The 26,021-nt window shown below is 72.9% G+C and carries 22 protein-coding genes and 1 pseudogene; 13 read left to right on the top strand and 10 right to left on the bottom strand.

Annotated elements, in window-relative coordinates:
• The 3 genes from ACFYMM_RS36445 to ACFYMM_RS36435 all read left to right on the top strand — a co-directional run.
• Nucleotides 1-1,348, top strand: a 1,348-nt coding sequence (locus ACFYMM_RS36445) for an amino acid transporter (protein WP_388394966.1), incomplete at its 5' end; no start/stop codon positions are given.
• A gap of 103 nt (nucleotides 1,349-1,451) precedes the next feature.
• Entirely contained in the window at nucleotides 1,452-1,970 is a 519-nt protein-coding gene (locus ACFYMM_RS36440) for a hypothetical protein (protein WP_388394964.1), read from the top strand.
• 157 nt (nucleotides 1,971-2,127) lie between these two features.
• A complete protein-coding gene (locus ACFYMM_RS36435) occupies nucleotides 2,128-3,699 on the top strand; it encodes a Na+/H+ antiporter (RefSeq protein ID WP_388394961.1) in 1,572 nt (523 codons plus the stop codon).
• A 74-nt stretch (nucleotides 3,700-3,773) separates the two neighbouring features.
• Here ACFYMM_RS36435 and ACFYMM_RS36430 read toward each other — a convergent pair whose 3' ends face one another.
• On the bottom strand, nucleotides 3,774-4,709 hold the full coding sequence (locus ACFYMM_RS36430; protein WP_388394958.1) for a serine hydrolase: 936 nt from the start codon (nucleotides 4,707-4,709) through the stop codon (nucleotides 3,774-3,776).
• The gene (locus ACFYMM_RS36425) at nucleotides 4,706-5,725 is read right to left on the bottom strand and encodes a LysR family transcriptional regulator (protein WP_388394956.1); all 1,020 of its coding nucleotides are present in this window, start codon (nucleotides 5,723-5,725) and stop codon (nucleotides 4,706-4,708) included. The genes ACFYMM_RS36430 and ACFYMM_RS36425 overlap by 4 nt, the downstream gene beginning before the upstream one ends.
• A 126-nt stretch (nucleotides 5,726-5,851) precedes the next feature.
• Between ACFYMM_RS36425 and bla the strand changes: the two genes are divergently transcribed.
• From bla to ACFYMM_RS36405, 4 genes and pseudogenes are all read left to right on the top strand, one after another.
• Entirely contained in the window at nucleotides 5,852-6,775 is a 924-nt protein-coding gene (gene bla, locus ACFYMM_RS36420; protein WP_388394953.1) for a class A beta-lactamase, read from the top strand.
• 201 nt (nucleotides 6,776-6,976) lie between these two features.
• Nucleotides 6,977-8,230: an acyltransferase family protein gene (locus tag ACFYMM_RS36415; protein ID WP_388394980.1), complete on the top strand. Its 1,254-nt coding sequence runs from the start codon at nucleotides 6,977-6,979 to the stop codon at nucleotides 8,228-8,230.
• Between the two features lie 126 nt (nucleotides 8,231-8,356).
• Nucleotides 8,357-8,448 (top strand): annotated as a pseudogene (locus tag ACFYMM_RS36410).
• A gap of 176 nt (nucleotides 8,449-8,624) precedes the next feature.
• Nucleotides 8,625-10,178, top strand: coding sequence for a N,N-dimethylformamidase beta subunit family domain-containing protein (locus ACFYMM_RS36405; protein WP_388394951.1), 1,554 nt, complete (start codon nucleotides 8,625-8,627; stop codon nucleotides 10,176-10,178).
• 304 nt (nucleotides 10,179-10,482) lie between these two features.
• On the opposite strand, the gene ACFYMM_RS36400 is transcribed toward ACFYMM_RS36405, so the two are convergent.
• The gene (locus tag ACFYMM_RS36400; protein ID WP_388394949.1) at nucleotides 10,483-11,196 is read right to left on the bottom strand and encodes a DUF2993 domain-containing protein; all 714 of its coding nucleotides are present in this window, start codon (nucleotides 11,194-11,196) and stop codon (nucleotides 10,483-10,485) included.
• A gap of 68 nt (nucleotides 11,197-11,264) precedes the next feature.
• Nucleotides 11,265-12,446, bottom strand: coding sequence for an FAD-dependent oxidoreductase (locus tag ACFYMM_RS36395; RefSeq protein ID WP_388394946.1), 1,182 nt, complete (start codon nucleotides 12,444-12,446; stop codon nucleotides 11,265-11,267).
• Nucleotides 12,447-12,637: 191 nt separating this feature from the next.
• Here ACFYMM_RS36395 and ACFYMM_RS36390 point away from each other — a divergent pair, with 191 nt between their 5' ends.
• Nucleotides 12,638-13,669 carry a Ppx/GppA family phosphatase gene (locus tag ACFYMM_RS36390; protein ID WP_388394943.1) on the top strand — a complete coding sequence of 344 codons (1,032 nt, stop codon included), beginning with the start codon at nucleotides 12,638-12,640 and terminating at the stop codon, nucleotides 13,667-13,669.
• A 68-nt stretch (nucleotides 13,670-13,737) separates the two neighbouring features.
• Here ACFYMM_RS36390 and ACFYMM_RS36385 read toward each other — a convergent pair whose 3' ends face one another.
• The 4 genes from ACFYMM_RS36385 to ACFYMM_RS36370 form a co-directional block, all read right to left on the bottom strand.
• Nucleotides 13,738-13,959, bottom strand: a complete 222-nt coding sequence (locus tag ACFYMM_RS36385; protein ID WP_388394941.1) for a hypothetical protein — start codon at nucleotides 13,957-13,959, stop codon at nucleotides 13,738-13,740.
• Entirely contained in the window at nucleotides 13,922-15,226 is a 1,305-nt protein-coding gene (locus ACFYMM_RS36380) for a GntR family transcriptional regulator (RefSeq protein ID WP_388394938.1), read from the bottom strand. The genes ACFYMM_RS36385 and ACFYMM_RS36380 overlap by 38 nt, the downstream gene beginning before the upstream one ends.
• A gap of 287 nt (nucleotides 15,227-15,513) precedes the next feature.
• On the bottom strand, nucleotides 15,514-16,593 hold the full coding sequence (locus ACFYMM_RS36375) for a GNAT family N-acetyltransferase (protein WP_388394936.1): 1,080 nt from the start codon (nucleotides 16,591-16,593) through the stop codon (nucleotides 15,514-15,516).
• A gap of 159 nt (nucleotides 16,594-16,752) precedes the next feature.
• A complete protein-coding gene (locus ACFYMM_RS36370) occupies nucleotides 16,753-17,616 on the bottom strand; it encodes a helix-turn-helix transcriptional regulator (RefSeq protein ID WP_388394934.1) in 864 nt (287 codons plus the stop codon).
• Between the two features lie 183 nt (nucleotides 17,617-17,799).
• Here ACFYMM_RS36370 and ACFYMM_RS36365 point away from each other — a divergent pair, with 183 nt between their 5' ends.
• The 5 genes from ACFYMM_RS36365 (at nucleotide 17,800) to ACFYMM_RS36345 (ending at nucleotide 21,579) form a co-directional block, all read left to right on the top strand.
• A complete protein-coding gene (locus ACFYMM_RS36365) occupies nucleotides 17,800-18,561 on the top strand; it encodes an SDR family oxidoreductase (protein WP_388394932.1) in 762 nt (253 codons plus the stop codon).
• Between the two features lie 81 nt (nucleotides 18,562-18,642).
• Complete coding sequence (locus tag ACFYMM_RS36360) at nucleotides 18,643-18,858, top strand: tautomerase family protein (protein ID WP_388394929.1); 216 nt, start codon at nucleotides 18,643-18,645, stop codon at nucleotides 18,856-18,858.
• 91 nt (nucleotides 18,859-18,949) lie between these two features.
• Complete coding sequence (locus tag ACFYMM_RS36355; RefSeq protein WP_388394926.1) at nucleotides 18,950-19,375, top strand: PaaI family thioesterase; 426 nt, start codon at nucleotides 18,950-18,952, stop codon at nucleotides 19,373-19,375.
• 129 nt (nucleotides 19,376-19,504) lie between these two features.
• On the top strand, nucleotides 19,505-20,707 hold the full coding sequence (locus ACFYMM_RS36350; RefSeq protein ID WP_388394924.1) for a carbohydrate-binding protein: 1,203 nt from the start codon (nucleotides 19,505-19,507) through the stop codon (nucleotides 20,705-20,707).
• 416 nt (nucleotides 20,708-21,123) lie between these two features.
• Complete coding sequence (locus ACFYMM_RS36345) at nucleotides 21,124-21,579, top strand: hypothetical protein (RefSeq protein ID WP_388394921.1); 456 nt, start codon at nucleotides 21,124-21,126, stop codon at nucleotides 21,577-21,579.
• A gap of 35 nt (nucleotides 21,580-21,614) precedes the next feature.
• On the opposite strand, the gene ACFYMM_RS36340 is transcribed toward ACFYMM_RS36345, so the two are convergent.
• Both ACFYMM_RS36340 and ACFYMM_RS36335 read right to left on the bottom strand, forming a co-directional pair.
• Nucleotides 21,615-24,989, bottom strand: coding sequence for a pyruvate carboxylase (locus ACFYMM_RS36340; RefSeq protein ID WP_388394977.1), 3,375 nt, complete (start codon nucleotides 24,987-24,989; stop codon nucleotides 21,615-21,617).
• 126 nt (nucleotides 24,990-25,115) lie between these two features.
• Nucleotides 25,116-25,973, bottom strand: coding sequence for a hypothetical protein (locus ACFYMM_RS36335; RefSeq protein ID WP_388394918.1), 858 nt, complete (start codon nucleotides 25,971-25,973; stop codon nucleotides 25,116-25,118).
• Between the last annotated feature and the right edge of the window lie 48 nt (nucleotides 25,974-26,021).

Here is a 26,021-nt window from a genome sequence, read left to right as displayed (position 1 = left end):
CGTGGTGATCGTCGGCCTGTGGCACGTCCTGACCGCCGGCCACGTCGTCACCGACTGGACCAGCGCCCTGACCGCCGAACACGGCAACGTCTTCGCCATGATCGGCGTGTCCCTCCTGGTCTTCCCGAAACTCGCCCTCGGTCTGTCCGGCTTCGAGACCGGCGTCGCCGTCATGCCGCACGTGCAGGGCGGCCCGGACGACACCGCGGACCGCCCCGAGGGCCGTATCCGCGACACCAAGAAGCTGCTGACCGCCGCCGCGCTGATCATGAGCGTGTTCCTGATCGCCACCAGCTTCATCACCACCGTGCTGATCCCGGCGAAGGAGTTCAAGCCGGGCGGTCAGGCCAACGGCCGCGCGCTCGCCTATCTGGCCCACCAGTACCTCGGCGGCGCCTTCGGCACGTTCTACGACCTGTCCACCATCGCGATCCTGTGGTTCGCCGGCGCCTCCGCGATGGCCGGCCTCCTCAACCTGATGCCCCGCTATCTGCCCCGCTACGGCATGGCCCCGCACTGGGCCCGCGCGGTGCGCCCGATGGTCATCGTCTTCACCCTGATCGCCTTCCTGGTCACCTGGCTCTTCGACGCCGGCGTCGACGCCCAGGGCGGCGCCTACGCCACCGGCGTACTCGTGCTGATGTCCTCCGCGGCGATCGCGGTGACCATCGCCTGCCGCAAGGCCGGACAGCGGGGCTGGACCATCGGCTTCGCGACGGTCTCGGCGGTCCTGCTCTACGTCACCGTCGCCAACGTCGTCGAACGCCCCGACGGCGTCAAGATCGGTGCCTGCTTCATCGCGGGCATCATCCTGGTCTCGCTGCTGTCCCGGCTGGCCCGCGCCTTCGAACTGCGCGTGACCAGCGTGACGCTGGACGAGATGGCGGAACGCTTCATCCGGGACATGGCCCACCGGCGTATCCGCTTCATCGCCCACGAGCCGGGCCGGCGCGACAAGGCCGAGTACCGCGCCAAGATCGAACAGATGCGCAAGGACAACGAGATCCCCGATCTGGAGGACTTCGTCTTCGTCGAGGTCACCGTCACCGACCCCTCCGAGTTCGAGGCGGGCCTGACCGTGCGCGGCGAGGTGCTGCACGAGCGCTACCGTGTGCTGACCCTGGAGTCGTCCTCGATCCCGAACGCCCTGGCGGCCCTGCTGCTGTACGTCAGGGACGCGACCGACCGGATCCCGCACATCTACTTCGAGTGGACCGAGGGCACCCCGTTCGCCAACTTCCTGCGCTTCTTCCTGTTCGGACAGGGCGAGGTCGCCCCGGTCACCCGTGAGGTCCTGCGCGAGGCCGAGCCGAACCGGGAGCTGCGACCCCGGGTGCACGTGGGCTGATTCGGGCTCCGGCGTCAGGATCCCGTCAAGACGGGGCCGTACGGTGTCAGAAGGCCGTAAGTGACGGGTGTCGCCGCCCCCGGCCGCGCCTACCGTCGACTCCATGCGCACCAGCAGTCCGCCGGCCCCGGCCGGTGACCGTCACTGGCGCGGCGGCGCCACGCTGGCGGCCTGCTGCGCCGTCGGCTTCGCGGCGCTGACCCTGCTCGTCGACTGGGACGCCGGCACCCTGACACCGGCTCGCGCCGCGCTGTGGACCGCCCTGTCCGCAGCCGTCCTCGCCGTCCTGCTGCCGCCGCGCGTCAGCGCCGGCCCCGGGTGGCTGAGCGTGCGCGGCCCGCTGCGCCGCCGGTCGGTGCGCACGGACGCGCTGACGGCGGTGGGTCAGTACGGTGACGTCAGCAGCCATCTCGTGCTGCGCGACGCGTACGGCCACCGTCTGGAGGTCGACCCCCGTGTCCTGGCCGCCAGCCCGCTGCTGTGGCACGAACTCGACACCGGAGTGCGGCGCTCCCTGGAGCGCGGGACCCTGTGCCAGGGTGCGGACGTGCTGGACCGTCTGGGACGGCGGATCGACGCCGACACCGCACGGGCGGTCCTGCGCGCGTCCGGCCTCTTGTGACGGTTCCGACGGCCGGCCTGACCGAGCCGGACTGATCCGCCACCTGGATTGACACTGTCTTGGCGTGATCCGGGCCGCTAGGGTGAGGGTGGTGTGCCGGGAAGTCTGGTCGGCCGGGGGCCCACAAGGGCTCTCGTGAGGGCCCCAGGGGGACGGCATGCGCAGCGTAGGGACAGTTCTTTCACTGGTCGTACTGGCCACCCTCGTCGCGACCTTCGCCCGCCGGTGGCGCATCCCCGCACCCTCCCTGCTCGTGGTCGCCGGTCTCGCGGTGGCCCTGCTGCCGGGCACTCCCCCCATCGGGATCAGCCCCGAGATCATCGGGCTCGTCGTCCTGCCCCCCCTGCTGTACGCCAGTGCCGAGGAACTGTCCTGGCGCGAGCTGAGGGCGGTGTGGAAGCCGGTCGGGGTCCTCGCGATCGGCCTGGTGCTGGCCTCGGCCGCGGCGGTCGGCGTGGTCGCCTCCCTGGTCACCCCGCTGTCCTGGCGGATGGCGTTCGTGCTGGGCGCGGTGCTGGCCAGCACCGATCCGGTGGCCGTGACCGCGCTGGGCCGGCGCCTCGCGCTGCCGCCCCGGGTGCAGATGCTGGTGCAGGCGGAGAGCCTGTTCAACGACGCGACCTCGCTGGTGCTCTTCCGGGTCGCGGTGGGCGTCGCGGTGGCCGCCGCGGCGGCCGACTGGGGCGCGGCGGGCGGTGAGTTCGTGGTGCTGGCCGGCGGGGGCACGCTCATCGGAGGCGCGGTGGCGGGCCTGGTCGCGCTGATCCGGCGGCGCACCGAGGATCCGGTCCTGGAGACGGTGATCGCCCTGGTCACGCCGTACGCGGCCTACGTCCTCGCGGAGTCCGCTCACACCTCCGGGGTCACCTCGGTGGTGGTCGCGGGCGTCGTGCTGGGCGGCCGCGGCGACCGGCTGACCAACGCGCGCATCCGTCTGCAGTTGCACGCCGTGTACGGGACGGTGGTGTTCCTGCTGGAGAGCGTGGTGTTCTCGCTCATCGGCCTGGCGCTGCCGGCCCAGGTCCGGGCACTGTCCGACGGCGACCGGGGCTGGCCGCTGTACGCGCTGGCGGTGGCGGGAACCCTGGTCGCGGTGCGGCTGTTGTGGCTGGCTCCGCTGTCGGCGCTCGTGCAGCGCAAGGGCGGTATGAAGCGCCTGAACTGGCGGGTGCCGCTGGTGCTGACCTGGGCGGGTACCCGGGGCGTCGTACCGCTGGCGGCCGCCCTGTCCGTCCCGGAGGCTTCGAAGGACGGCGGTGTCCTCGCGGACCGTCCGCTGGTGCTCGTCCTGACCACCTCGGTGGTGGTGGTCACCCTCGTCGTGCAGGGCTTCACGCTGGCCCCGGTCGTGCGCCGCTCCGGTATCGCCCTGGAGCCCGACCACACGGAGCGCGAGGAGGCGTCGGCCCGCTGCCGGCTGGCCGACGCGGGCATCCGGCGGCTCGACGAGCTGGCGGAGCTGGAGGCCCTGCCCGGGGTGGTCGTCGAACGGCTCCGGAGGGGCCTGAACGCCCGCCTCGACGACGCCCGCGACCGCCTCGCGGAGACCGGCGGCGGCGCGTCCGTCGAGTCCGACGACCTGATCTACCGCCAGGTGCGGCGTGACCTGATAGCCGTGGAGGCGGCGGAGCTGCGGCGCCTCTACGACGGCCACGCCATCAGCGACACCACCCGGCGCCGTCTCCAGCGCTCGCTGGACCTGGAGGAGGCCCGGCTGACCGACGTGTGAGCGGCCGGGGCGGCACCCGGGCGTTCCGCCCACCCGGCGTGGCCGCGACCGTATGTCGGGGGGCGGTGGGCGCCTCAGCGGCGCAGCGCCTCGAACGCCCGCCGTGCCGCGATCCCGATGGCGAGGTCGATGTCCGGGGCCAGGTTGGCCCGGCGGCCCGAGCGGGTGAGCGCGGCCATGGCCACCCGGTCACCGGACTCGGCCTCCACCACGCCGATCTCGTGCCGCAGATGCAGGAAGGTGCCGGTCTTCCCGCAGATCCGGAGGGTGTCGGCGCGCAGTTCGCTCGCCAGCCGCTGGGTGAAGACCTGCGCTCCCATCAGCCGGCGCAGTTCCGCGGTCGCTTCGGGGTGGGCGATCTCGTCCCGCCACACCCGCCCCAGCAGGTCGACGAGCGCCGTGGCCGTACCGGTGTTGGCATGGGCCGGGTCGAGCGTCTCGATGGTGTGCCGCCCCAAGTGGTCGTCGCGGACGGCCAGTTCCAGGGCGAGGGAGAAGTCGTCGCCGACGGCGCCGACGGCGCATTCGTACATGCGGTTCATCCGGTGCCGTACCCGGATGTCCGGCAGCCCCCAGGCGCGCAGCCGGGCGTCGACGTCGGGCACCGGAAGGAGGTCGAACAGCGCGTCGGCGGAGGCGTTGTCGCTCACCGAGAGCATCAGGTGGAGCAGGTCGCCGACGGCCACGGTGGCGGGGTGCCGGAAGGCCGCCAGCCCGGTGGACCCGACGCTGCTGGTGGCCGGGTCGACCGTGATGGGCCGTGCCGCGTCGAGCGTGCCTGTCGCGATCCGGTCCAGCGCGACCAGGGCGAGGGGGACCTTGATCACGGACGCGAGGGCGACCGGTTCGTCGACGTCGAAGCCGAGTTGGTCACCGGTGTCGATGCCACGGGCGAGGAACGAGCCCCGGACGCCGAGGGCCGCCCACTCGGCGGCGATCGTCTCGGCGACGTCACGGAGGGCGCCGTCGTCGGCGACGTAGACCGGACGGTGGGCCGGGGCGGCGCTCATCCACGGGCCGCCAGGCGCGCGAGCGGATCCTCGGCCGGCGGCTCGGGCCGGACCGCGTACCGCGGGGTCGGCGCGGCGCCGGCGGCGGACGCCAGCAGCGCGGTCAGCCAGTCCGGAACGTCCCCCACCTCGCGTCGGCGCCGGGTCGCGCCCATGTCGTAGCCACGGTGCAGCGAGGCATCGGCCAACGGTGTCCAGTGGGCGCCGTGACGCCGTGCGAACGGCTCGGTGCACAGCAGGGTGACACGGCCGGCCAGGGTCTCGGCGAGCGCGGTCGCCGTCGGTCCGGCCGGACGCACCAGGCCGTCCGGAAGCCCGGCCCGGGCGGCCGCCCGGCTCAACCGGTCCTCGAAGTACGGCACTTGGTCTTCCGCCATGACGATCACGGTCATCGCGGTCGCTACGGCCGCAGGGGCCGGAACCGGTGACGAGACCGGCGCCGCGGATCTCGGGGCGCGTTCCCGTCGGGGCCGTAGGTCCTCCAGGTGGACCGGGCGCGGCCGGGCGGCGGGCGTCTCGTGGTGCGCCCGCGGCGCGCGGGCCAGGCCGAGCGGGACCCGGAGCTCGGCGTGTTCAGGGGGGACGCGCAGCACGGCGTAGGCCAGTGAACCGTCTGCCAGGCCCAGGACACGTTCGTCCGGGGGGAGTTCGCGCACTCCGAGGGTGACGCCGCGCTCGGCGCCGGTGCGGATGACGCGGGCCAGGGCCTGTGGGCCGCAGTCCGAGGGCACCCCCACCGCCCGTGCCGCCGACTGTCGCGCCGACCGGGCGACCTGCCCGAGCCGCCGGGCCCGGTCCAGCACGTCCTGGGCGTACGGCAGCAGGAGTACGCCGAACTCGGTCGTCGTGACCTGTCGCCGCGAACGGTCGAACAGCGGGCCGCCGAAGTGTGCCTCGAGCGTCTTGATCCGCCGGCTGAGAAGGGGCTGGGCGATCCCGAGCCGGTCGGCGGCGCGCGAGAAGCTCGCCTCGTCGACGGCGGCGACATACGCCTCAAGGTGTGCGAGCAGGTCCACGCAGCGTTCATATCAATAAGTCATGGGGCGTTCAATGTTCACTCTTGGACATGGGTGAGGTTCCGCTGCTTCGCTGGGCCGGTGACCGACGGACCGACTCAGAACCATCCGGGGAGACTTCCGCGCATGTCGAACGCCACCTCTTTGCCGCGGCGCGGCCTGTTCAGGGCCGGCCTCGCCCTCTCCACCACCGCACTCGTCCCCGCCACGGCGGCCTCCGCCGCCTCCGCGTCGACGCCGGTGCCCGAACCGCACCAGGTGGAGGCGGAGTTGCGTGAACTGGAGGAGCGGTACACCGCGCGCCTGGGCGTGTACGCCCGCAACGTCCGCACGGGACAGGTCGTGTCCTACCGGGCGGGCGAGCGGTTCGCGATGTGTTCGACGTTCAAGGCGTTCGCAGCGGCCGCCGTGCTGCGCGACCACGGCCGCTGCGCGCCGCCGGACCAGGTGGTCCACTATCCGCCGGCCGACGTGCGGTTGCCGAACTGCCCGGTCACGCTCCAGCACGTGGACACCGGGATGACGGTCGGCGACCTGTGCGCGGCCGCCATCCAGTACAGCGACAACGCGGCCGGGAACCTGTTGCTGCGCCAGATCGGCGGGCCGGCCGGGCTGACCCGGTTCTTCCGTTCGCTCGGTGACCCGGTGAGCCGGCTCGACCGCTGGGAGACCGAGCTGAACACCGCGGTCCCGGGCGATCCCCGGGACACCAGCACGCCGCGAGCCCTCGGCGGCGGCTTCGAGCAACTGACGCTGGGGCCGGTCCTGGCCGGTGCCGACCGCCGACGGCTCGTCACCTGGCTGAAGGGCAACACCACCAGTGCGGAACGGTTCCGCGCCGGACTGCCCGGCGGCTGGGTCCTCGCGGACAAGACGGGCACGGGTGACTACGCGGCCGCCAACGACATCGGAGTCGCCTGGACGACCAGGAAGACCCCGATCGTGCTGGCCGTCCTGTCGGCGAAGACCGAGCGGGACGCGCTGGTGGACAACGGACTGATCGCCGGGGCGGCACGCGTGGTGGCGGGCGCGCTCGCTCCCGGCGAGTGATTTTCAGTGTGATCCCTGCCTCACCCGTGAGGCGCGCCGGCCCCGAATTCCCACCGTACAGCCGTACTAGGACTCGCCGTGCCGTCAAAAAGGTCGGCACCCGTGTGATGTTCTGTCGTTGACCGGAATGAACTCTGTGGAACGGGCAACGTTCCCCTTCATGCCCACAACGCAAACCCCCCGGCAGGTGAGTCGATGACCATGACGACGGCGACCAGAGCGTCCCGCACGCCCCCCGCTCCCGCGGCCGCCGCCAAGGTTCCCCCTTCCACTTCCGTGCCTCCGCTGCCGTCCCTCACCGGACTGCGCTGGATGGCCGCGCTGCTGGTCTTCGGGCTGCACGTGCGCAACTTCGGCTATTTCGGAGGTCGCGGCGGCTCCATCATGACGTGGGCCTTCGGCGCCGGCGCGAGCGGAGTGTCGTTCTTCTTCATACTGTCCGGGTTCGTGCTGATGTGGTCCGCACGGCCGAACGACCGTGCGCCCCGCTTCTGGCGGCGGCGCATCGCCCGTGTGTACCCGGTGCACGTGGTCACCCTCCTGCTGGCGCTGGTCATGGCGAACACGCTCAGCCACCTGCCCCGGCCGTCGACGTCCCAGACGCTGGCGAACGTCCTGCTGGTGCACTCCTGGTGGCGCCCGTGGTGGCAGACGCTGGACCCGGTCAGCTGGTCGCTGGCCTGCGAGGCCTTCTTCTACGCCGCCTTCCCGCTGCTCGCGCTCCTGCTGCGCCGCCTCGGCACCCGGGGGACGACCGCCCTGGCCGGCGCGTCGGTGCTGGCGGTCCTGGTGCTGGCCTGGGCCGAGGCCCACCACTGGGTGAGCCAGCCGGTGAGTTCCTTCCCGGGCGCCCGGCTGCCCGAGTTCGTCCTGGGTGCCGCCGTCGCCCGGCTGGTGCTCCTCGAACGGTGGCGCGGCCCCGGTCTCGAGGCCTCCCTCGCGCTGACGGTGATCGGCTACTTCTTCGTCCCGCAGGTCACCGACGGCTACCCCGCCAACGTCTGCACCCTGCTGGGCTTCGCCCTGCTCATCCCGGCGGCGGCCGTCGCCGATCTGCACGGCCTGCCCTCCCTGTGGCGGCACCCGCGGCTGGTACGACTGGGTGAACTCTCGTTCGCCTTCTACATGGTCCACCTCCTGGTCCTGCGGGCCGGCGTCAGCGTGCTCGGCTCCTACCCCCACTTCGGGGTGTGGGGGGCCGTGGCCGTCACCGTCGCCGCGTTCACCGTGTCCCTGGGGCTCGCCTGGGTCCTGTACGAGGCGGTGGAGTGCCCCGCCAGGCGGCTGCTGCTGCGCAAATGGCGCCGTGGCGCCAGGACGCTGCCGCGGCCGTCCACCGAGCCCTCGGCACCGGTACCGGCCGCCGCCGTCGCGGCCGCCTCGGCTTCGACTTCGGTCTCAGCCTCGAACACGGCTTCGGACGACCTGCAGTCGCCCTCTGACGCCCGTAGGTGAGGAGACCGCGTGGGCGGCCCGCACGCACGGCTGACGCACCCTGGGTCAGGGACGCGTCAGCCGCAGGTCAGCGGGGCCTGCCACGGTTGTTCTCGTGAACGGCACCGGAAACGGAGCCGGGAACGAGGAGAGGTGCCCGGAGTGGTTGATCGGGGACCAGAGCACAGCTCACGGTCGGGCCCTTGCGGCCCACGCAGGTTCGAATCCTGCCCTCTCCGCCCAGCGGTCGCCCTCACCCCACCGCCATGACGGATGACCGGTCCGCACTCCAGGACGGCCTCGACCGATACGGGCGCCCAGTCGAACCCTTGACCGACTGATGGCGCGCACGGGTTGCGACCGTACGACCACGCCGGGACGCTGGGAGCGGCCATCCAGGGGGTGAGGAGGCGGTGTGACTCCAGCACGGCACCCGGGACACGACGACGGAGCCGGCCCGTCGCGCAGGCGGTTCCTCTGTCTCTGCGCGGTCGCGGGCCTAGGGACGGCCGCCTGCGACCACGCGCGGGTCGAGCCGGTCCGGCGCACCGCCGACGGTGGTCACCGGCCGGACGCCGAACGCGACGCGCCGGGGTCCCCCGACTGGCGGATCACGTCGCAGGGGCCGCCCCAGGCCATCGCGGCGTACGCCGACCGGGTGAGCGTGACACCCGGGCAGGAGTGCGGGCTGTTCGTGTCGACGACGGCGGCCTCGTTCCGGGTGTCCGCGTTCCGGGTGGGCTGGTACGGCGGCGCCCTGGCCCGGCGCGTGTGGGCCTCTCCCCCGGTGCCCGGTCGCGTGCAGGGGGCGCCCCGGGTGGTAACGGAGACCCGGACGGTCCACGCGGGCTGGCAGCGGACGCTTGCCCTGGACACCACCGGCTGGCCGGAGGGCGCCTATCTGCTGCGGCTCGACGCGGACAGCGGCCACCAGCGGTACGTGCCACTGATCGTGCGCTCGGTCACGGGCAGGGGGCGCACGGTGCTGCTGCACGCCCCGGCCACCTGGCAGGCGTACAACCGCTGGGGCGGGGCCAGTCTCTACGACGGTGCGTCGGGGGCGTACGCCACCCGGTCCCTGGCGGTCAGTTTCGACCGCCCCTACGACGGCGACGGGGCCGAGAAGTTCCGGGTGTACGAGTGGGCGGCGGTGGTGCTGGCGGAGCGCCTCGGCATACCCCTCGCCTACAGCACCGGTCTCGACGTCCACGACGACCCCTCGGTGCTGCGCGGGGCCTCGGCCGTCGTCTGTCTCGGGCACGACGAGTACTGGACCCCCCAGCAGCGGGCGCACATCACGGCGGCCCGCGACGCGGGCGTCAACCTGGCCTTCCTCGGCGCGAACACCTGTTTCCGCCGGATCCGCCTCACGACCGGTCCGGGCGCGGCCGGGCGGACCGTGGTCTGCTACAAGTCCGCCTACCGCGAGGACCCGTGCTACCCCGGCCGGCCCGCCCTGGTCACCACCGACTTCCGCGCCGAACCGGCCCCCGACCCGGAGTCGTCCCTGACCGGCGTGCTCTACGAGGGCTACCCGGTGGACGCGCCGTACGTCGTCCACTCGGCCGGCCACTGGCTGCACGAGGGCACCGGAGTCCGTACCGGCGACGCGTTCGCGCATCTGGTGGGCGTCGAGTACGACCGGGTCACGCCCGCCGCCCCGGCCCCCGGCCCGCTGGAGATAACGGCGCACTCCCCGCTGGTGTGCGCGGGCCGGCCCAGTCACAGCGACTCGGCGTACTACACCGTCGCGAGCGGGGCGGGCGTGTTCGCGTCCGGCACCATGCGGTGGGTGGAGGCCCTGGTGGCGGGCACCGGCGAACTCGGCCGCGCGCACGGTATGGACGGCCGTACCCGGGCGTTCGTCACGCGTACGACGGAGAACCTGCTGCGTGCCTTCGCCGAGGGGCCGGCCGGCCGGCACCGCCCGGCACCGCGCCCCAACACCCGGGAGCTGTACCGGACATGACGGCGGTGGCACGACGGCGGTGAAATCCCTCTGCACCGCTCGCCGTACAGGCCGACGCTGTGGGACATGCTCGGATTCCCGAGGACCGACGACGAAGCCCTCGTCTCCTGCCTGGGAGACCCTCAGCGGGCCGTCGCGGCCCACCGCGAACTGCTGCGACGCGGCGCGGACGCGGTGCGCACCATCCGAGTTGCACGCCGCGTACTCCAAACGCGGCGGCCCCCCGGCTCCTGCTACGGGCAGGGCCCGCCGCGTGGGCGGCCCGGGCCGGCCTCCTCCCCGCGCCGGCCCGGCGCCGGCCCGCTCACCTGGTGAAGCGGGAGGAGCCGAGCGTCACCAGGTGGCCGACTAGGCTGATCTCGACACCGTCGTCGGCGGCGCGCGCCGCCGTGAAGCCGACACCGAACGGGAGCGGCAGGGACCACGAGGTGGCGGCCCGCCGGGCGCCGGGCACAGTCAGGGTGAGTTCCGTACCCTGCGCCAGCAGGGTGCCGGTGGCATCCAGCGCCTGGCCGCCCGCGGTGCCGGTGACCCTGATCCGGGCGGCCTGGCCCGCCGAGCCCGGGGCCCGGGAGACCGTCAGCCGGCCGCCCGCGCCCGCCAGCCGGGTCACCACGTCGGACAACTCCTGGTACGACAGGGTCAGGGTGCCGGTGGCCGTGTTCGCCTCGGCGCTGCGGGCGGCCAGGGAGGTCACCTCGACGCCGCGCAGATCGAGACGTAGATGGTCGACGTCCAGGTAGCCGCCCTGCCGGTTGGTGGTGTTGTCGAGGTAGAACCGGTCGGCGGTGAGTGTGACGTGGTCCAGCCGGCCGGCCATCGCCTGGGTCAGGAACGGGAATCCGTCGATGTCCACGTCCAGATGGCCGTCGCTGCTGTTCCCGTAGCCGTACTTCCCCGCCGCGAGTTTCGCGGCCTCCTGGTCCGCGTAGTGCACGGCCACCCGGTCGGCCGCCACGAACAGCACGGCGAGCACCGCCACCGTGATCACCAGGACCTTCACCCAACGACGTCTCATACCATTCCCCCATGTGGTCGGTGTGACTGCTGGTCAACAGCCCACTGGGGATTGATTCTTGACCATGCTCAGTCGTCCCCGGACGGCAGGGTGGCCGCGCCGCCGTCGAGGACGGCGTCCCAGGCCAGCAGCCTGGCGAGTGCCTCCTCTCCGGGGCGGGGGGCGGGCGCGGCCGGACCGGGGCGGGCGGGGGCGGCGTGGGTGCCGCGGGAGATCTGGCCGCTGACGGTGATGTTGTGCTCCACGCGGGGGCGGCGGTGGGCCTCGTAGAGGGCGAGCGCGGCGGCCGTGTCGGGAGTGTCCCGCAGGGACTTGGCGAGGACGACGGCGTCCTCCAGCGCCATGGACGCGCCCTGGCCGGTGGCCGGGGAGGCCGCGTGCGCCGCGTCGCCGACGAGCAGGGTCCGCCCCCGGTGCCAGACGGCACCGAGCGGCATCTCGGTGGCGTTGGTGACCATGACGCGGCCGGAGGAGGCCGCGACGATGCCGGCCGCGGGCGTGGCGTCCTTGGCCAGCACCGGGACGAGCCGGTCGCGCCAGGGCGTGTCGGCCGCGAGTTCGTCCGCGCTCAGCGGGTCTCCGGCGACCCGGGCGAACCAGTACGTCTCCCCCGTGGGCGAGAGCGCGTAACCGAAGGCGGCGGCGCTGCCGCGCACCATGGTGATGTGGCCGGTGTCCTCGCTGACCGGAGCATCCGTCGTGTAGCCGTAGAAGACGCGCTGGCCCGCGTACACCGGCTGCGCCGCGGCGCCCGCCGCCCGGCGGACGGTCGAGTTCAGGCCGTCCGCGCCGATGAGGAGGTCGCCGGTGGCGCTGCCGCCGTCGGCGAAGTGCGCGGTGACCGCGTCCGGGCCGTCCGTCACGGACTCCAGGCGGGCTCCGTGGCGCAAGGGGATGCCCCGGCGGGCGGCTTCGGCCTGCAGGGCGGCGTTCAGTTCTCCCCGGCGCAGACACCGGTAGCGCAGCGCGGGGACGCCGGCCTCGCCGAGGGGGGCGTGGGCCACCTCGGCGCCCTCGGCGTCGAGCAGCCGCAGCGACGTGAGCGGAAAGCCGGCCGCCGTGACGGCGTCGGAGGCGTCGAGCTCGGCGAGGGCCCGCATGCCGTTGCTCGCCAGGGTCAGAAAGGCCCCGATGTCCTCCGCCGAGTCCGGATGCGCCTCGTACACGGCGACGTCCAAGCCCGCCTTGTGCAGGGCGAGGGCGGTCGCCGTGCCCGCGATGCCGCCGCCGATGACCACGATGCGTGTCACGTTCCACTCCACTGGCTGGTACGGGTGTCGAGTACGGAACCCCCTGGTCCCGCACAGGTATCCGATGAACTCCCGGACGGCGAAGATGGTTTCCGGACTCCTTTGCGCCATCGTGTGGTCGCCTTTGCGTCACCCTGCGGACATGGTCCGGCACGATGGGTTTTCCGCCGTGGCCTGGGTACTCCCAGGCCATGCGGGTCAGCGTGGTGGACGCGGGGTCGAACACGGTCCGGTTGGTGGTCGCGGACGCGGAGGGCGGTGTCCCGCTGCCCGTGCACACGGTCAAGTGGAAGCTGCGCCTGTCCGAACAGGTGCGGCCCGACGGCAGCATCGCCGACGAGGCGGTGGAGCGCCTGGTGAGGGCGGTGGCGGCGGCGGGGAGCGCGGCCCAGCGGTGGAACGCGGCCGGACCGCTGGCGTTCGCCACGGCGGTGGTGCGCAACGCGCCCAACCGGCACGAGGTGCTCCAGCGGGTGGGGGCGGAGACCGGCATCCGGATGTGCACGCTGCCCGGTGAGACGGAGGCCGAGCTGACCTTCCTCGCGGCCCGGCGCTGGCTGGGCTGGCACGCCGGTCCGCTGGCGCTGCTGGACATCGGGGGCGGCTCGCTGGAGGTGGCCTTCGGACGCGGCCGGCTGCCCGACTTCGCCGCCTCGCTCCCGCTCGGCGCGAACCGGCTGACCCAGGAGTTCCTCGACCTCCAGGACCCGCCCGGACAGCCCGAGTTGCGGGCACTGCGGCGCAAGGTCCGCCACCAGCTGCGGGACGTGGCCGCGCGGATCCGCTGGGAGGGCCCGCGCACCGCCGCCGTCACCTCCCGTACGTTCCAGCAGCTGGCCCGGCTGTGCGGGTCCGCACCGGGGCGTCACGGCCCCTTCGTACGACGCGAGTTGCTCCGCAAGGACCTGCGCGAGGCGGTCCGCACCCTGGCCGCGCTGCCCGCCGCGGAACGCGCCCAGCTGCCCGGCATCTCCGCGCCCCGCGCCCGGCAGAGTCTGGCCGGTGCCGTGGTGGGCCACACCGCGCTGAAGCTCATGGGACTGCGCCGGGTCGTCGTCTGCCCGTGGGCCATCCGCGAAGGCGTGCTGCTGCGCTACATCGAGGACGGCGCCGACTGGTGGACGGACACCACCACGGACATCAGCACGAACGCCACGGCCCCCGCTCCGGTCCCCGTCCCGGCACCCTCGACCGGCCTGCGCATCGCCACCCCGTCCGGCTAGTGCGCCTCGCCGAACAGGTCCCACCAGGAGTCGAACCACTCCTGGGTCTCCCGCAGCCGTTCCGCGGGCTAGACGTGCAGCGTGGTCCCGCCCTGTTCGCCGGGCACATGGAAGTAGGTCGTCAGAACCGTCCGGCCGTTGATCACGTACAGCTCGGTGAGAGGCGGGGCCGGGGAGACTCTCACCTGGAGGGTCCAACCGCCGTGCTCGCGCCACCCGGCGTCCGCCGACGCCGCCGCCACCGCGCGGTCGTCATCGCCCATCAGCAGGACCCGCACCCGTACCGACACCGGGCTCACCTCTCCCGCCGCCACCCGCCGGACCTGCTGCCCCCAGCCGGGCGCCCCACTCCCGGTCCTCCGCATGAGCGGCCAGATGACGCACGAACGGCAGGGCCAGCGGCATGCCGGGCCGCCCCTGCCGCAGGTCGAGGTCCCGGACGATCTCCGTCAGCCCGCCCGCCGGGAGGCTGTCCACCAGGGGGGCGGCGCAGCCGCAGACATCGAAGGCCCAGCGGTAGGCGTCGTAGACGTGCGGCGGCAGGCCGCGGCCCCGGGCCAGCGTGGCCAGCTGGTTCCAGGCTTCCTGGTCCCATGGCGGCGCACCGCTCGCGGGGGAAGCGGGGGCGGCCCAGTGGTCGCCGAATATCGGTGATCCGTTCCAGCCCCGGTCGATCTCGAATGTGGGCTCCTGCCAGGCCTGTCCGCTCGCGCGCAGTTCGGCGAAGTCGGCCTGGACGCGGCGGGTGACCTCCGTCAGCTCGTGGACGCTCTGCCCGACGCTGAGGTCCGCCAGTCTGCGCAGCAGCATTCTGGTGAACAGGCCCGAGCGTCGGTCGGCCTCGTTCTGCGCGGCCTCGCCCGGCCGGGCGGCGTAGAGGAGGAACTGACGGCGGTCCGGGGCCACGGCTCCCATGCCGTAGTCGACCTGGCCGAAGTTCAGCCGGGCGCCCGGTCGGCGCTGGACGCGGCAGGCGTCGACGATGGCCACCTGGTGCCGAAAGCGCCCCGGCTCCACATGGGACGAGCCCCACCAGCGCAGCGCGGACTCCAGGTTGAGGTGGCTGGTGTGCGCGCCGGTCGCCTCGGAGTAGGGCAGCAGCAGTTCCCGGCGGTCGTCCAGGAAGCCGTGTCCGGCCCAGTGGATCCACAGCAGGTCGCCGTCGCGGGAGGGGAGGTCGTGGAAGAGGGCCCGCTCGATGTTCTCCCTGGTCGCTTCGGCGTGCTCCGGCAGACCGTCGGTCCGGGGGGTGCCGGGCAGCGGGGAGAGGAACAACCGTACGTTGGCGGGCGGCACTTGGCCGGAACCGGTGAGCCAGGCCGCGAAGCGCTGGGCGTCGCGTGCCGCTCCGGGCAGCCGCCAGCCGGCGCTCACCTCGTACGACTCCACGCTCAGTTCCCGCAGTGCGCGCTGCACCGTCGCCCGGGAGACATCGAAGCGTCGGACCAGTTCCTGGTGGGTCGGGAGCCGCTCGCCCGGGCCGAGCACGCCGTCGTCGATCTCCTCCATCAGCACCCGCATGACGTGCTGGTACTTCGGCCCGGCGGCTTCGCTCATGTCCCGGATCCCCCGCCGGAGGGCGGCGCGTGGCTCAGGGGCCGGCCGGGGTCCGGTCGTCCTCGGGGTACGGCTCGTGGTCGGACGGCCGGGCGACGGCCCCGCGTTCGAGGAGGGCCGGCTGAGCGGCACGGGAGAGCATGGGTCCCACCTTCACACTCGACACTGCCGTCGCGGGAGACCCGATCACGCGTACGGACGTTCGCCCGACGCCTGGTCGGCTCTTGACGAGAACCTGCCACTACGGGTGGCCGACGCCGTGTCGGGAGCGCCCGCGGACCGCTTTGTCAGCGCGAGGTGCGCAGTGTGCCCACCGTCTTGAGGAACCGGTCGGCCGGCTCCCGCAGCCGTGGGTGGGCGTTGACCGTGTTGCGCAGTGCGCGCACGGGCCCGCGCCACAGCCGGTGGGCCGTGGCGACGGGATGGGGACGGGCGGCGAAGCCCTCGCCGACGCGCAGTTCGCGGGTCTTGAGCCAGTCCTTGTACTCCTTGTCGCCGCGCCCCAGGTCCACCAGCGTCACCCCGTGCCGGCTCGCCGCCTCGGCGGTTCTGAGGTGCATCATCAAGCCGGGCGAGTAGTAGTGGAGTTCGGGGTCGTACGCGGTGAACCAGGCGGCGAGGACCGTGCTCGACCTGGGTCCGAAGTGCGCGGCCACCGGCCGGTCGCCGGCGTACAGCACCGAGAGCACCCCGGTGAAGTGGTCCTCGCGGACCCGGAAGAGATGGTCCACCAGGCCGACGATCCAGGGCCGCGAGAACCGGTCCATGCGTCCGGTCCGGCGGTACTGGGCGGATTTCCAGCGCATCAGGGTGCGCAGCATCCCGGGGTCGCGCTCGTCGAAGACGAACCGCACCTCGCCCACGTCCCGGCCGATCCGGCGCTCCTTCTTCAGCGTCGTCCTGGCCAGCCCCGGGTACGTGCCGCGCAGCCACTGCGGGTACGTGCCGTCCCCGGGCTTGACGTCGATCACCGGTGAGGCGAAGGTCCCGGTGACATACGGCCCGAACGGCCGCTGCTCCTGGACGAGATGGTCGAACTCGAAGATCGACAACCCGCAGGCGGCCAGCAGGTCACGGGCGTTCCAGGTGATCCCGGGCCGGTGCACGAGGGCCTGGCAGTCGGAGAGTCCGAGGCCGACGGCCCGGCCGACGCCCAGGGCGGTGCGCTCGTAGGGGAAGAAGCCGACGGCCTCCCCGTCCTCGTGCAGCACCGCCACCTTCGTGCCGCCGCGGTATCTGCCGATCCCGGTCGCGAACTCCGGCGCCAGGAAAGGGTTGGCGTACTCCGGTGACTCGTCCATCGCCCGGTGCCAGGCACGACGGAGCGACGGCGTCAGTTCGTCGGGTCTGTGGATCGTGATGTCCACCTCAGCGCTCCCCCCATGACGCGCGGTGCGCGTCCCGCCACTTCTCTGGATGTCTACTGATCCGCTCAAACGTCGCGAAACAGTACGCACGCTGTCAAGGGTGCCGCATACAAGGAAAGTTCGCGGGGTCAACGCCGTGTTCCGGCCGGTCCGTTCCGGTCAGTTCGGTCGGTTCGGCCCGGTGGCCGTCAGGTCCTGGGTGCCGATCACCGACAGCAGCTCCAGCTGGGCGGCTCCCTCGGTGCCGGGCGGGGCGCTGAACCACAGGAGGCGCTGGCGGCCGTCCTCGCTGAACAGGCTGTGGCAGTCCAGTTCGACGACGCCCAGCGCGGGATGGACGATGCGCTTGTGGTCGGTGCGCCGCAGGGCGACCTCGCGGGTCTCCCAGAGTGCCTCGAACTCCTCGCTGCGACGGCGCAGCCCGGTCACCATGCGGGTGACCTCGGCGTCCTCACCGCGCCGGGCGGCGACGGCCTGGAAGTCGGCGACGAACACCCGGGAGTGGTGCGGGTGGTCCTCGGCGGGGTAGACCGCGCGGGCGCCGGGATCGGTGAACCAGCGGTACACGAAGCTCGCCTCGGGCCCCTTGACCGCCGGGGGCGGTCCGAGGAGCGCGACGGCCAGGGGGTTCTGCGCGAGGGTCTGGTGCAGGTCGGTGATGATCTGCGCGGGGGTGGTGGTGAGCCGGTCGAGCAGGCCGAGCAGGGCCGGCTGGGCCTGGCCGGCCGGGGCGTGCGCGGCCGGCGGGAGGGCGCGGTCGGCGAGGTGGAAGAGGTGGTCGCGTTCGTCGCCGCCGAGCCGCAGCGCGCGGGCGAGGGCGGCCAGGACCTGGGCGGAGGGCTGGGCGCCGCGCCCGCGCTCCAGCTCGGTGTAGTAGTCGGCGGACAGGCCGGCCAGCTGGGCGACCTCCTCGCGCCGCAGACCGGGGACCCGGCGCCGGGGGCCGGCGGGCAGGCCGACGTCGGACGGGCGGACCCGGTCGCGCCGGGACTTCAGGAATGCGGCCAGCTCCGAGTGGTTCACGCCCTCATCCTCGCCCGTTCCGGCGCGCCGAACCAGGGGTCGCCGACCCCAGGGTGGGCTCAGCCGTGGCTGCGCACCGGACGCCGGCGCAGGCTGACGGGGCAGGCAGGGCACCGCGGTCGTACCGCGGCGGCCGACGCCACGGTCCGTCCTTCCCCGTACGTCACCCTCGCAGGAGTCACCATGTCCACCCAGGAACCCGCCGCCGTCACCGGCGGCCCCCGTGTCGCGATCGTCACCGGCGGCTCGCGCGGCATCGGCCGCGAGAGCGTGCGCCGGCTGGCCGCCGACGGCCACGCCGTGGTCGTCGGGTACGCCGGCAGCCGCGACGCGGCCGAGGCGGCCGTCAGGGACGTCACCGCGGCCGGCGGCCGGGCCGTCGCGGTGCGGGCCGACGTCGCCGACGAGCGGGAGACGGCGGACCTCTTCGAGACCGCCCGTTCGGAGTTCGGCGGAGTCGACGTGGTCGTGCACGCGGCCGGCCGCATGTACCTCGCCCCGGTCGCGGAGCTGGACCTGGCGGAGCTGGACGCGCTGCACCGCACCAACATCCGCGGCACGTTCGTGGTCGCCCAGCAGGCGGCCCGGACCCTGCGGCCCGGCGGCGCCCTCGTCACCTTCTCCACCTCCGTGGTGGGCCTGGCCTTCCCCGGTTACGGCGCCTACAGCGCGAGCAAGGGCGCGGCCGAGGCGCTCACCCTGGTCCTCGCCCGTGAGCTGCGCGGCCGGGACGTCACCGTCAACACCGTCGCCCCCGGTCCCACGGCCACCGACCTGTTCCTCGACGGCAAGGACGAGGAGACGATCGCCCGGCTGGCCGCCCAGCCCCCGCTGGAGCGTCTGGGCACTCCCGCGGACATCGCCGAGGTGGTCGCCTTCCTCGCCTCCCCGGCGGGCCACTGGGTCAACGGCCAGGTGGTCCGGGCCAACGGCGGCATCGTCTGACCGTCCGGCCCGTAGCCCCACCGTTCCGTCCGACATCCCGACATCCCGACACCCGACATCCCGTCAACCAAGGAGATCTCCATGCCGTTCGCGAACTTCAAGGTCCCCGCCGGAAGCCTGGACGAGAAGCAGAAGGAACTCATCGTCACCCGCACCACCGAGTTGTACGCCGAGATCTACGGCGAGCGTGCCCGGGCCAACACGATGGTCCTGGTCGAGGAGGTCGCCGACGGCGGCTGGGGCATCGGGGGCGGGGTGCTGACCCTCGCCGCGGTGCGGCAGCCGTCCGAGGAGTGACTGGCGCATTCGCGCCGGTCGGCCGGGGCGTGCTGGCACACTTCCTGATCACCGTGCGGAGCACCGCGGCCCCCAGGAAAGGCGGTACGCCATGTCGTCCCACTCGAACCCCGCCGAGCTGCTGGCGGCCATGCCCTTCGCGGCGCAACTGGGGGTGGAGCTGCGCGAGGCGAGCGCCGAGCGCACGGTCGGCACCCTGGCCTGGTCGCCCGGCGCGTGCACGGCGGGCGGCATCCTGCACGGCGGGGCGCTGATGGCGCTGGCCGACAGCGTCGGCGCCGTGTGCGCCCACCTCAACCTGCCCGAGGGGGCCGCCGGAACGTCCACGGTGGAGTCGAAGACCAACTTCCTGCGGGGCGTCGGTTCGGGCACCGTGCACGCCACGGCCCGGCCGCTGCACGTCGGCAGGACCCTGCTGGTGGTGCAGACCGACCTGTGCGACGACCGGGACCGCCTGGTGGGGCAGACCACCCAGACGCAGCTGGTGCTCAGAGCGGCGCAGCCGGCGACGGCCTGAGGAGCGACCCGAGTAAAGAACCCGTATGGTCTAGTCCAAAGCTATGCTTGGACTAGACCAACACATTGACGTGCTCGCATCACCTCCCGGACCCTGGGGCGACTTCCCCACACCCCCTGGAGGTCGGCAGTGAGACGTCTTCGCGCATGTCTGGGCGCGGCCGCCGCCGTGACACTCGCCGCCGCGGGCACCACGGCGCTCGTCGCGGGCAACGCCTCGGGCGCGTCGGCCGCCCTCGGCAACAGCTGGTACGCGGCGGCCCCGTATCTGATGCCGCTCGACAACGACCCGCCGGACGCGGCCGCCATCATGGACGCCACCGGCCTCAAGGCCTTCCAGCTGGCCTTCGTCCTCGCCCCGAACGGCGGTGGCTGCTCGCCCACCTGGGGCGGCACCGCCGCCGTCTCCTCGGACACCGCCGTCCAGTCCGTCATCGGCACCATCCGCGCCAAGGGCGGCGACGTCTCCGTCTCCGCCGGCGGGTACGGAGGCACCAAGCTGGGCCAGGTGTGCGCGGACCCGGCCGCCACTGCGGCTGCCTACCAGCAGGTCATCACCAAGTACGGTCTGCACGCCATCGACTTCGACCTGGAGGAGCCGGAGTACGAGAACACCGCGGCGATCAGGAACGAGATCGGCGCCGCCAAGATCCTCCAGCAGAACAACCCGGGCCTGTACGTCTCCGTCACCACGGCCGGCACGGCGGACGGCACCGGCTGGTTCGGCAAGCAGATGCTGCTGGAGGCCAAGTCGCAGGGGTTCACCCCGAACAACTTCTCCATCATGCCGTTCGACGGCGGCTTCAACGGGGCCGCGAGCCAGACCAGCGCCCTCACCGGATTCAACTCGATCCTGCGGTCCACCTTCGGCTGGGACGAGGCCACCGCCTACGCCCACGAGGGCTTCTCCGGCATGAACGGCCGCAGCGACAGCGGGGAGTACTTCACCCAGGCCGACTTCCGGACCGTGCTCGACTACGCCACCAGCCACCACATGGACCGCTTCACCTTCTGGTCCCTGAACCGCGACCGTCAGTGCACCCCGGCCGACAACGGCGGCCGCACCTCCGGGACCTGCTCCAGCGTGGCCCAGAACCCATGGGACTTCGCCAGGTACGCGGTGGAGTTCGCCGGTGTCACCCCGCCGACCCCCACACCCACCCCCACGCCGCCGCCGGCCTCCTGCGCGGGCGCGTGGAGTCCGACGGCGGTGTACACGGCCGGGAACGAGGTCTCGTACGGCAAGCACGACTGGAAGGCCAAGTGGTGGACCCAGAACGAGGTGCCGGGCGCCTCGCAGTGGGGTCCCTGGCAGGACGAGGGCGCCTGCTGAAACTCTTGACGGGTTTGGTTGAGACCTTTGGCTTCACGGGGCATCGGTGACCAAGGACGCGCCCAGCGTTCATCGTCTTGAACGTCGGGCGCATACTTCCGGCGCGAAGCCTCCCCGTCTGGCAGCCCCAGGAGCCGGTCGGCTCCGCGGTCGGCAGGACCCGGAGCTGTACGATCGCCGTCTCGGGCGGCGACACCGTCGACCTGACCGTCGACGGCAGCACCACCCACTACGCCGTCCCGTCCTCCTTCAAGCCGTACAAGCAGGACAAGCAGGGGTGCCCGTGTCGCGTTCTCCGGGCTGACCGTGGCGCACGGCTGACCCGGGCGGGCGTGGCCCCGCGAGTGGTGCGTTCACCCGGACGGTCGTAGCGTCGGTACCGAGCGCTCGGAAACGGCACGACGGGTGGAGCGATCATGCGCGGACGACTGACCGGAACGGCGATCACCCTCGGCGCGGGCGTGCTGCTCACGGCGGGCCTGACGACGGCCTCGGCCGCCCCGCCGACGACGCCCCCCACCCGGGCCGCGGCACTGCAGCCGGTGCTCGTCGACTGCCTGTGGCACCGGAACGTGCGCCCGGCCGACTTCATCCTGGCCTGCGGTGACGGCAACAGCCGGCTGACCGCGCTGCACTGGTCGCAGTGGGGCCCGAGCGGGGCGAAGGCGGTCGGTGTCAACGTCGTCAACGACTGCGACCCCTACTGCGCGGCCGGCAGGTTCCACCCCTACCCGGTCACCGTCCGGCTCGACCGGCCGCAGCCGTGGAAGAAGGACCCGGGAGTACGGCACTTCACCCGGATGACACTGACCTACTCCGGGGCCCGGCCGGACGGCTACCACCAGGTCGAGACCTACCCCTTGTGGAACTGACCGAGGGGTAGGCCCCGGCTCGCGGGAGCGGCGGCTCAGCCGATCACGACGAGGAGGTCGCCGCCCTCCACCTGCTGGATCCGGTTGATGGCCAGCCGGGCCACCCTGCCCGCCTTGGGCGCGGTGATCGTCGCCTCCATCTTCATCGCCTCGATGGTGGCGATCGTGGCGCCGGCCGCCACCTCGTCACCCTCGGCGACCGTCAGCGTCACCACTCCGGCGAACGGCGCCGCCACGTGGCCCGGGTCGGCGCGGTCGGCCTTCTCGGTCACCGGGACGTCGGAGGCCGCGGCCCGGTCGCGCACCTGGATCGGCCGCAACTGGCCGTTGAGCGCGGACATCACGGTCCGCATGCCGCGCTCGTCGGCCTCGCCGATCGCCTGGAGTTCGATCAGGAGCCGGACCCCGGGCTCCAGGTCGACCGCGTACTCCTTGGCCGGGCGCAGTCCGTAGAAGAAGTCCTTGCTGTCCAGGACGCTGGTGTCGCCGAACGTCTGGCGGTGGGTCTCGAACTCGCGGGTGGGGGCCGGGAACAGCAGCCGGTTGAGCGTCGCCCGCGGGGACTTCTCCAGGCCCTCACGGTCCTCGGTGCTCAGCTCCTGGACGGGCTTGGCGTCGGCGCGGCCCTGCAGTGCCCTGGTGCGGAACGGCTCCGGCCAGCCGCCGGGCGGGGTGCCCAGCTCGCCGCGCAGGAAGCCGATGACGGAGTCGGGGATGTCGAACCGCCCGGGCGTCGCCTCGAAGTCCTCGGGGGCCACCCCGGCGCCGACCAGGTGCAGGGCGAGGTCGCCGACCACCTTGGACGACGGGGTGACCTTGACCAGGTGGCCGAGGATGCGGTCGGCGGCGGCGTACATCGCCTCGATGTCCTCGAAGCGGTCGCCCAGTCCCAGCGCGACGGCCTGGGTGCGCAGGTTGGAGAGCTGACCGCCGGGAATCTCGTGGTCGTAGACCCGGCCGGTCGGGGAGGCCAGACCCGCCTCGAAGGGGGCGTAGATCCGGCGGACGCTCTCCCAGTACGGCTCCAGGTCACCGACGGCCCGCAGCCGCAGACCGGTGGGCCGCTCCGAGTGGTCGGTTGCGGCGACCAGCGCCGACAGCGAGGGCTGCGAGGTCGTACCCGCCATGGACGCGACCGCGCCGTCCACCGCGTCGGCACCGGCCTGGATCGCCGCCAGATAGGTGGCGAGCTGACCGCCCGCCGTGTCGTGGGTGTGCAGGTGCACGGGCAGGTCGAACTCGCGGCGCAGCGCCGACACGAGCGTGGCGGCGGCCGGGGCGCGCAGCAGTCCCGCCATGTCCTTGACGGCCAGGACGTGGGCGCCTGCCTCGACGATCTGCTCGGCCAGGCGCAGGTAGTAGTCGAGCGTGTAGAGGCGCTCGTTCGGGTCCGAGAGGTCGGAGGTGTAGCAGAGGGCGACCTCGGCGATCGCCGTGCCGGTCTCGCGTACCGCGTCGATGGCGGGACGCATCTGGCCGACGTCGTTGAGGGCGTCGAAGACGCGGAAGATGTCGATGCCGGTGGCGGCGGCCTCCTGCACGAAGGCGTCGGTCACCTCCGTCGGGTACGGCGTGTAGCCGACGGTGTTGCGCCCGCGCAGCAGCATCTGGAGGCAGATGTTGGGGACGGCCTCGCGCAGGGCGGCCAGCCGCTCCCAGGGGTCCTCGGCGAGGAAGCGCAGGGCGACGTCGTAGGTGGCGCCGCCCCAGCACTCCAGGGAGAGCAGCTCGGGCAGGGTGCGGGCGACGGCCGGGGCGACGGCGAGGAGGTCCTTGGTGCGCACCCGGGTGGCGAGCAGGGACTGGTGCGCGTCGCGGAAGGTGGTGTCGGTGACGCCGATGGTCGGCGACTCGCGCAGCTGGCGGGCGAAGCCCTCCGGGCCCAGCCGCACCAGCCGCTGCCGGGAGCCGGCCGGAGGCTCGCCGGCGGGCAGCGGCGGCAGCTTGGTCGTCGGGTCGACCAGCTCGGGACGCTCGCCGTGCGGCTTGTTCACGGTGACGTCGGCGAGGTAGGTGAGCAGCTTGGTGCCGCGGTCGGCGGAGTGGCGGGCGGTGAGCAGGTGCGGGCGCTGCTCGATGAAGGACGTGGTGATCCGGCCGGCCTGGAAGTCCGGGTCGTCCAGGACGGCCTGGAGGAACGGGATGTTGGTGGACACGCCCCGGATCCGGAACTCGGCGACGGCGCGCCGGGCGCGGCCGATGGCGGACTTGAAGTCGCGTCCCCGGCAGGTGAGTTTGACCAGCATCGAGTCGAAGTGGGCGCTGATCTCCGTACCGGCGTGGGTGGTGCCGCCGTCCAGGCGGATGCCGGAGCCGCCCGGGGAGCGGTAGGCGCTGATCCGGCCGGTGTCGGGGCGGAAGCCGTTTGCGGGGTCCTCGGTGGTGATGCGGCACTGCAGGGCGGCGCCGCGCAGGGTGACCGTGTCCTGGGAGAGTCCGAGGTCGGCGAGGGTCTCACCGGAGGCGATGCGCATCTGGGACTGGACCAGGTCGACGTCGGTGACCTCCTCGGTGACCGTGTGCTCGACCTGGATGCGCGGGTTCATCTCGATGAAGACGTGGTTGCCGTCGCGGTCGAGGAGGAACTCCACGGTGCCGGCGTTGCGGTAGCCGATCTCGCGGGCGAAGCGGACGGCGTCGGCGCAGATGCGGTCGCGCAGGTCCGGGTCGAGGTTCGGCGCGGGGGCCAGCTCGATGACCTTCTGGTGGCGGCGCTGCAGGGAGCAGTCGCGCTCGAAGAGGTGGATGACGTTGCCCTCGCCGTCGGCGAGGATCTGCACCTCGATGTGGCGCGGGTCGACGACGGCCTTCTCCAGGAAGACGGTGGGGTCGCCGAACGCGGAGGCGGCCTCGCGGGAGGCGGCCTCGATGGACTCGCGCAGCTGCGCCGGATCCTCCACCCGGCGCATACCGCGCCCGCCGCCGCCGGCGACCGCCTTGACGAACACCGGGAAGCCGATCTCCCCGGCGGCGCGCACCAGTTCGTCGACGTCGTCGGAGGGGGCGGACGAGCCCAGCACCGGTACGTTCGCGGCCCGGGCGGCGGCCACCGCGCGGGCCTTGTTCCCGGTCAGCTCCAGCGTCCGGGCGCTGGGTCCGACGAAGGTGATACCCGCCTCCTCACAGGCCCGGGCGAGTTCGGGGTTCTCGGACAGGAAGCCGTAGCCCGGGTAGACGGCGTCGGCCCCGGCCCGGCGCGCGGCGCCCACGATCTCCTCCACGGAGAGGTAGGCGCGCACCGGGTGTCCCGGCTCGCCGATCTCGTAGGCCTCGTCGGCCTTCAGCCGGTGCAACGAGTTGCGGTCCTCGTGGGGGAACACGGCGACCGTGCGCGCGCCGAGTTCGTAACCCGCCCGGAACGCGCGAATCGCGATCTCTCCACGGTTGGCGACCAGCACCTTGCGGAACATCCTGGATCCCTTCAGCCTGCCGGCGACGAACACCATGGTGTCAGTCACGCCCTGCCGTATCTCGCCGCCACAGTAGGGGGTGGGTGTCCGTGTCGAAGTGCGAAAACCATCACATTGACGTGGCGGTCAGCGCTTGGAGTCCGTCAGACGCTGCTCCGTCCTGCGCGCCGGGGTGGGCAGGACGGCCGCGGGCGGCGCGGGTTCGGCCGGTGGCGAGGGCGGGGGCGGGGGCGGGAGTGTGGCGGGGCGCCGGGCGGGCAGCAGGGCCAGTGCCCGGCGGCGCAGCCGGCGGCCCCGGGCGGTGCGCAGGAGGCCCAGGACGATCGCCGCGCCGACCGCGATGAGGTGTTCGCGGCCGGCCAGGTTGGGCACCGCGATGGACTCCCACACCATCGACCCGCCGGTCAGGAAGAACACCACGGGGGCGCGCCGGACCACCGCCAGATAGGTGAACAGGCCCACCACCGCCGCCGACGGGCCGGTGTCGAGCACCTTCCCGCAGGCGTGCGGCAGGCCGAACCCCCACCAGCCGGGGCCCAGGGCGATCATCACCCGGGCGGTGAGGGTACCGGCCAGCGTGGTGACGTAGGCGATGAACAGCGTCCTGGCCCGGCCGAGCGTCAGTTCGGCCCAGGCGAAGGCGAGGAACAGCTGGGTGATGCCGGCCCACACCGGCAGGTCCAGTGCCGGGACGTACAGCGACACCGGGGTGCGCAGCAGGGACAGCCACAGCGGCAGGTCGGCCGTGACGCCGCCGAGCCGGCGCACCAGCACCGCGCCGGTGGGGTGCTGCGCGAGGTCGTGGAAGAAGACGACCCCGAAGGCGGCGACGAACGCCAGCAGCAGCCCCGAAAGGCCGCGCCGCATCAGCATCCGTACCGGATCGACGACGATGGCCCGGAACTCGGCCCGCAGCGTGCGTCTGGTCAAGGACGTCACGCGCGCGAGGAGAAACCGCGCTTCGCTTCCCCCGGCGGTCCTCATGAGGAGCGGCAGTCCATCGGCTCCGGATCCCCCGTCACGTGTACCGCC

It is taken from the genome of Streptomyces sp. NPDC006739, assembly GCF_042869815.1.
Taxonomy (GTDB): Bacteria; Actinomycetota; Actinomycetes; order Streptomycetales; family Streptomycetaceae; genus Streptomyces.
This window is presented reverse-complemented; position numbering and strand designations above follow the sequence as displayed.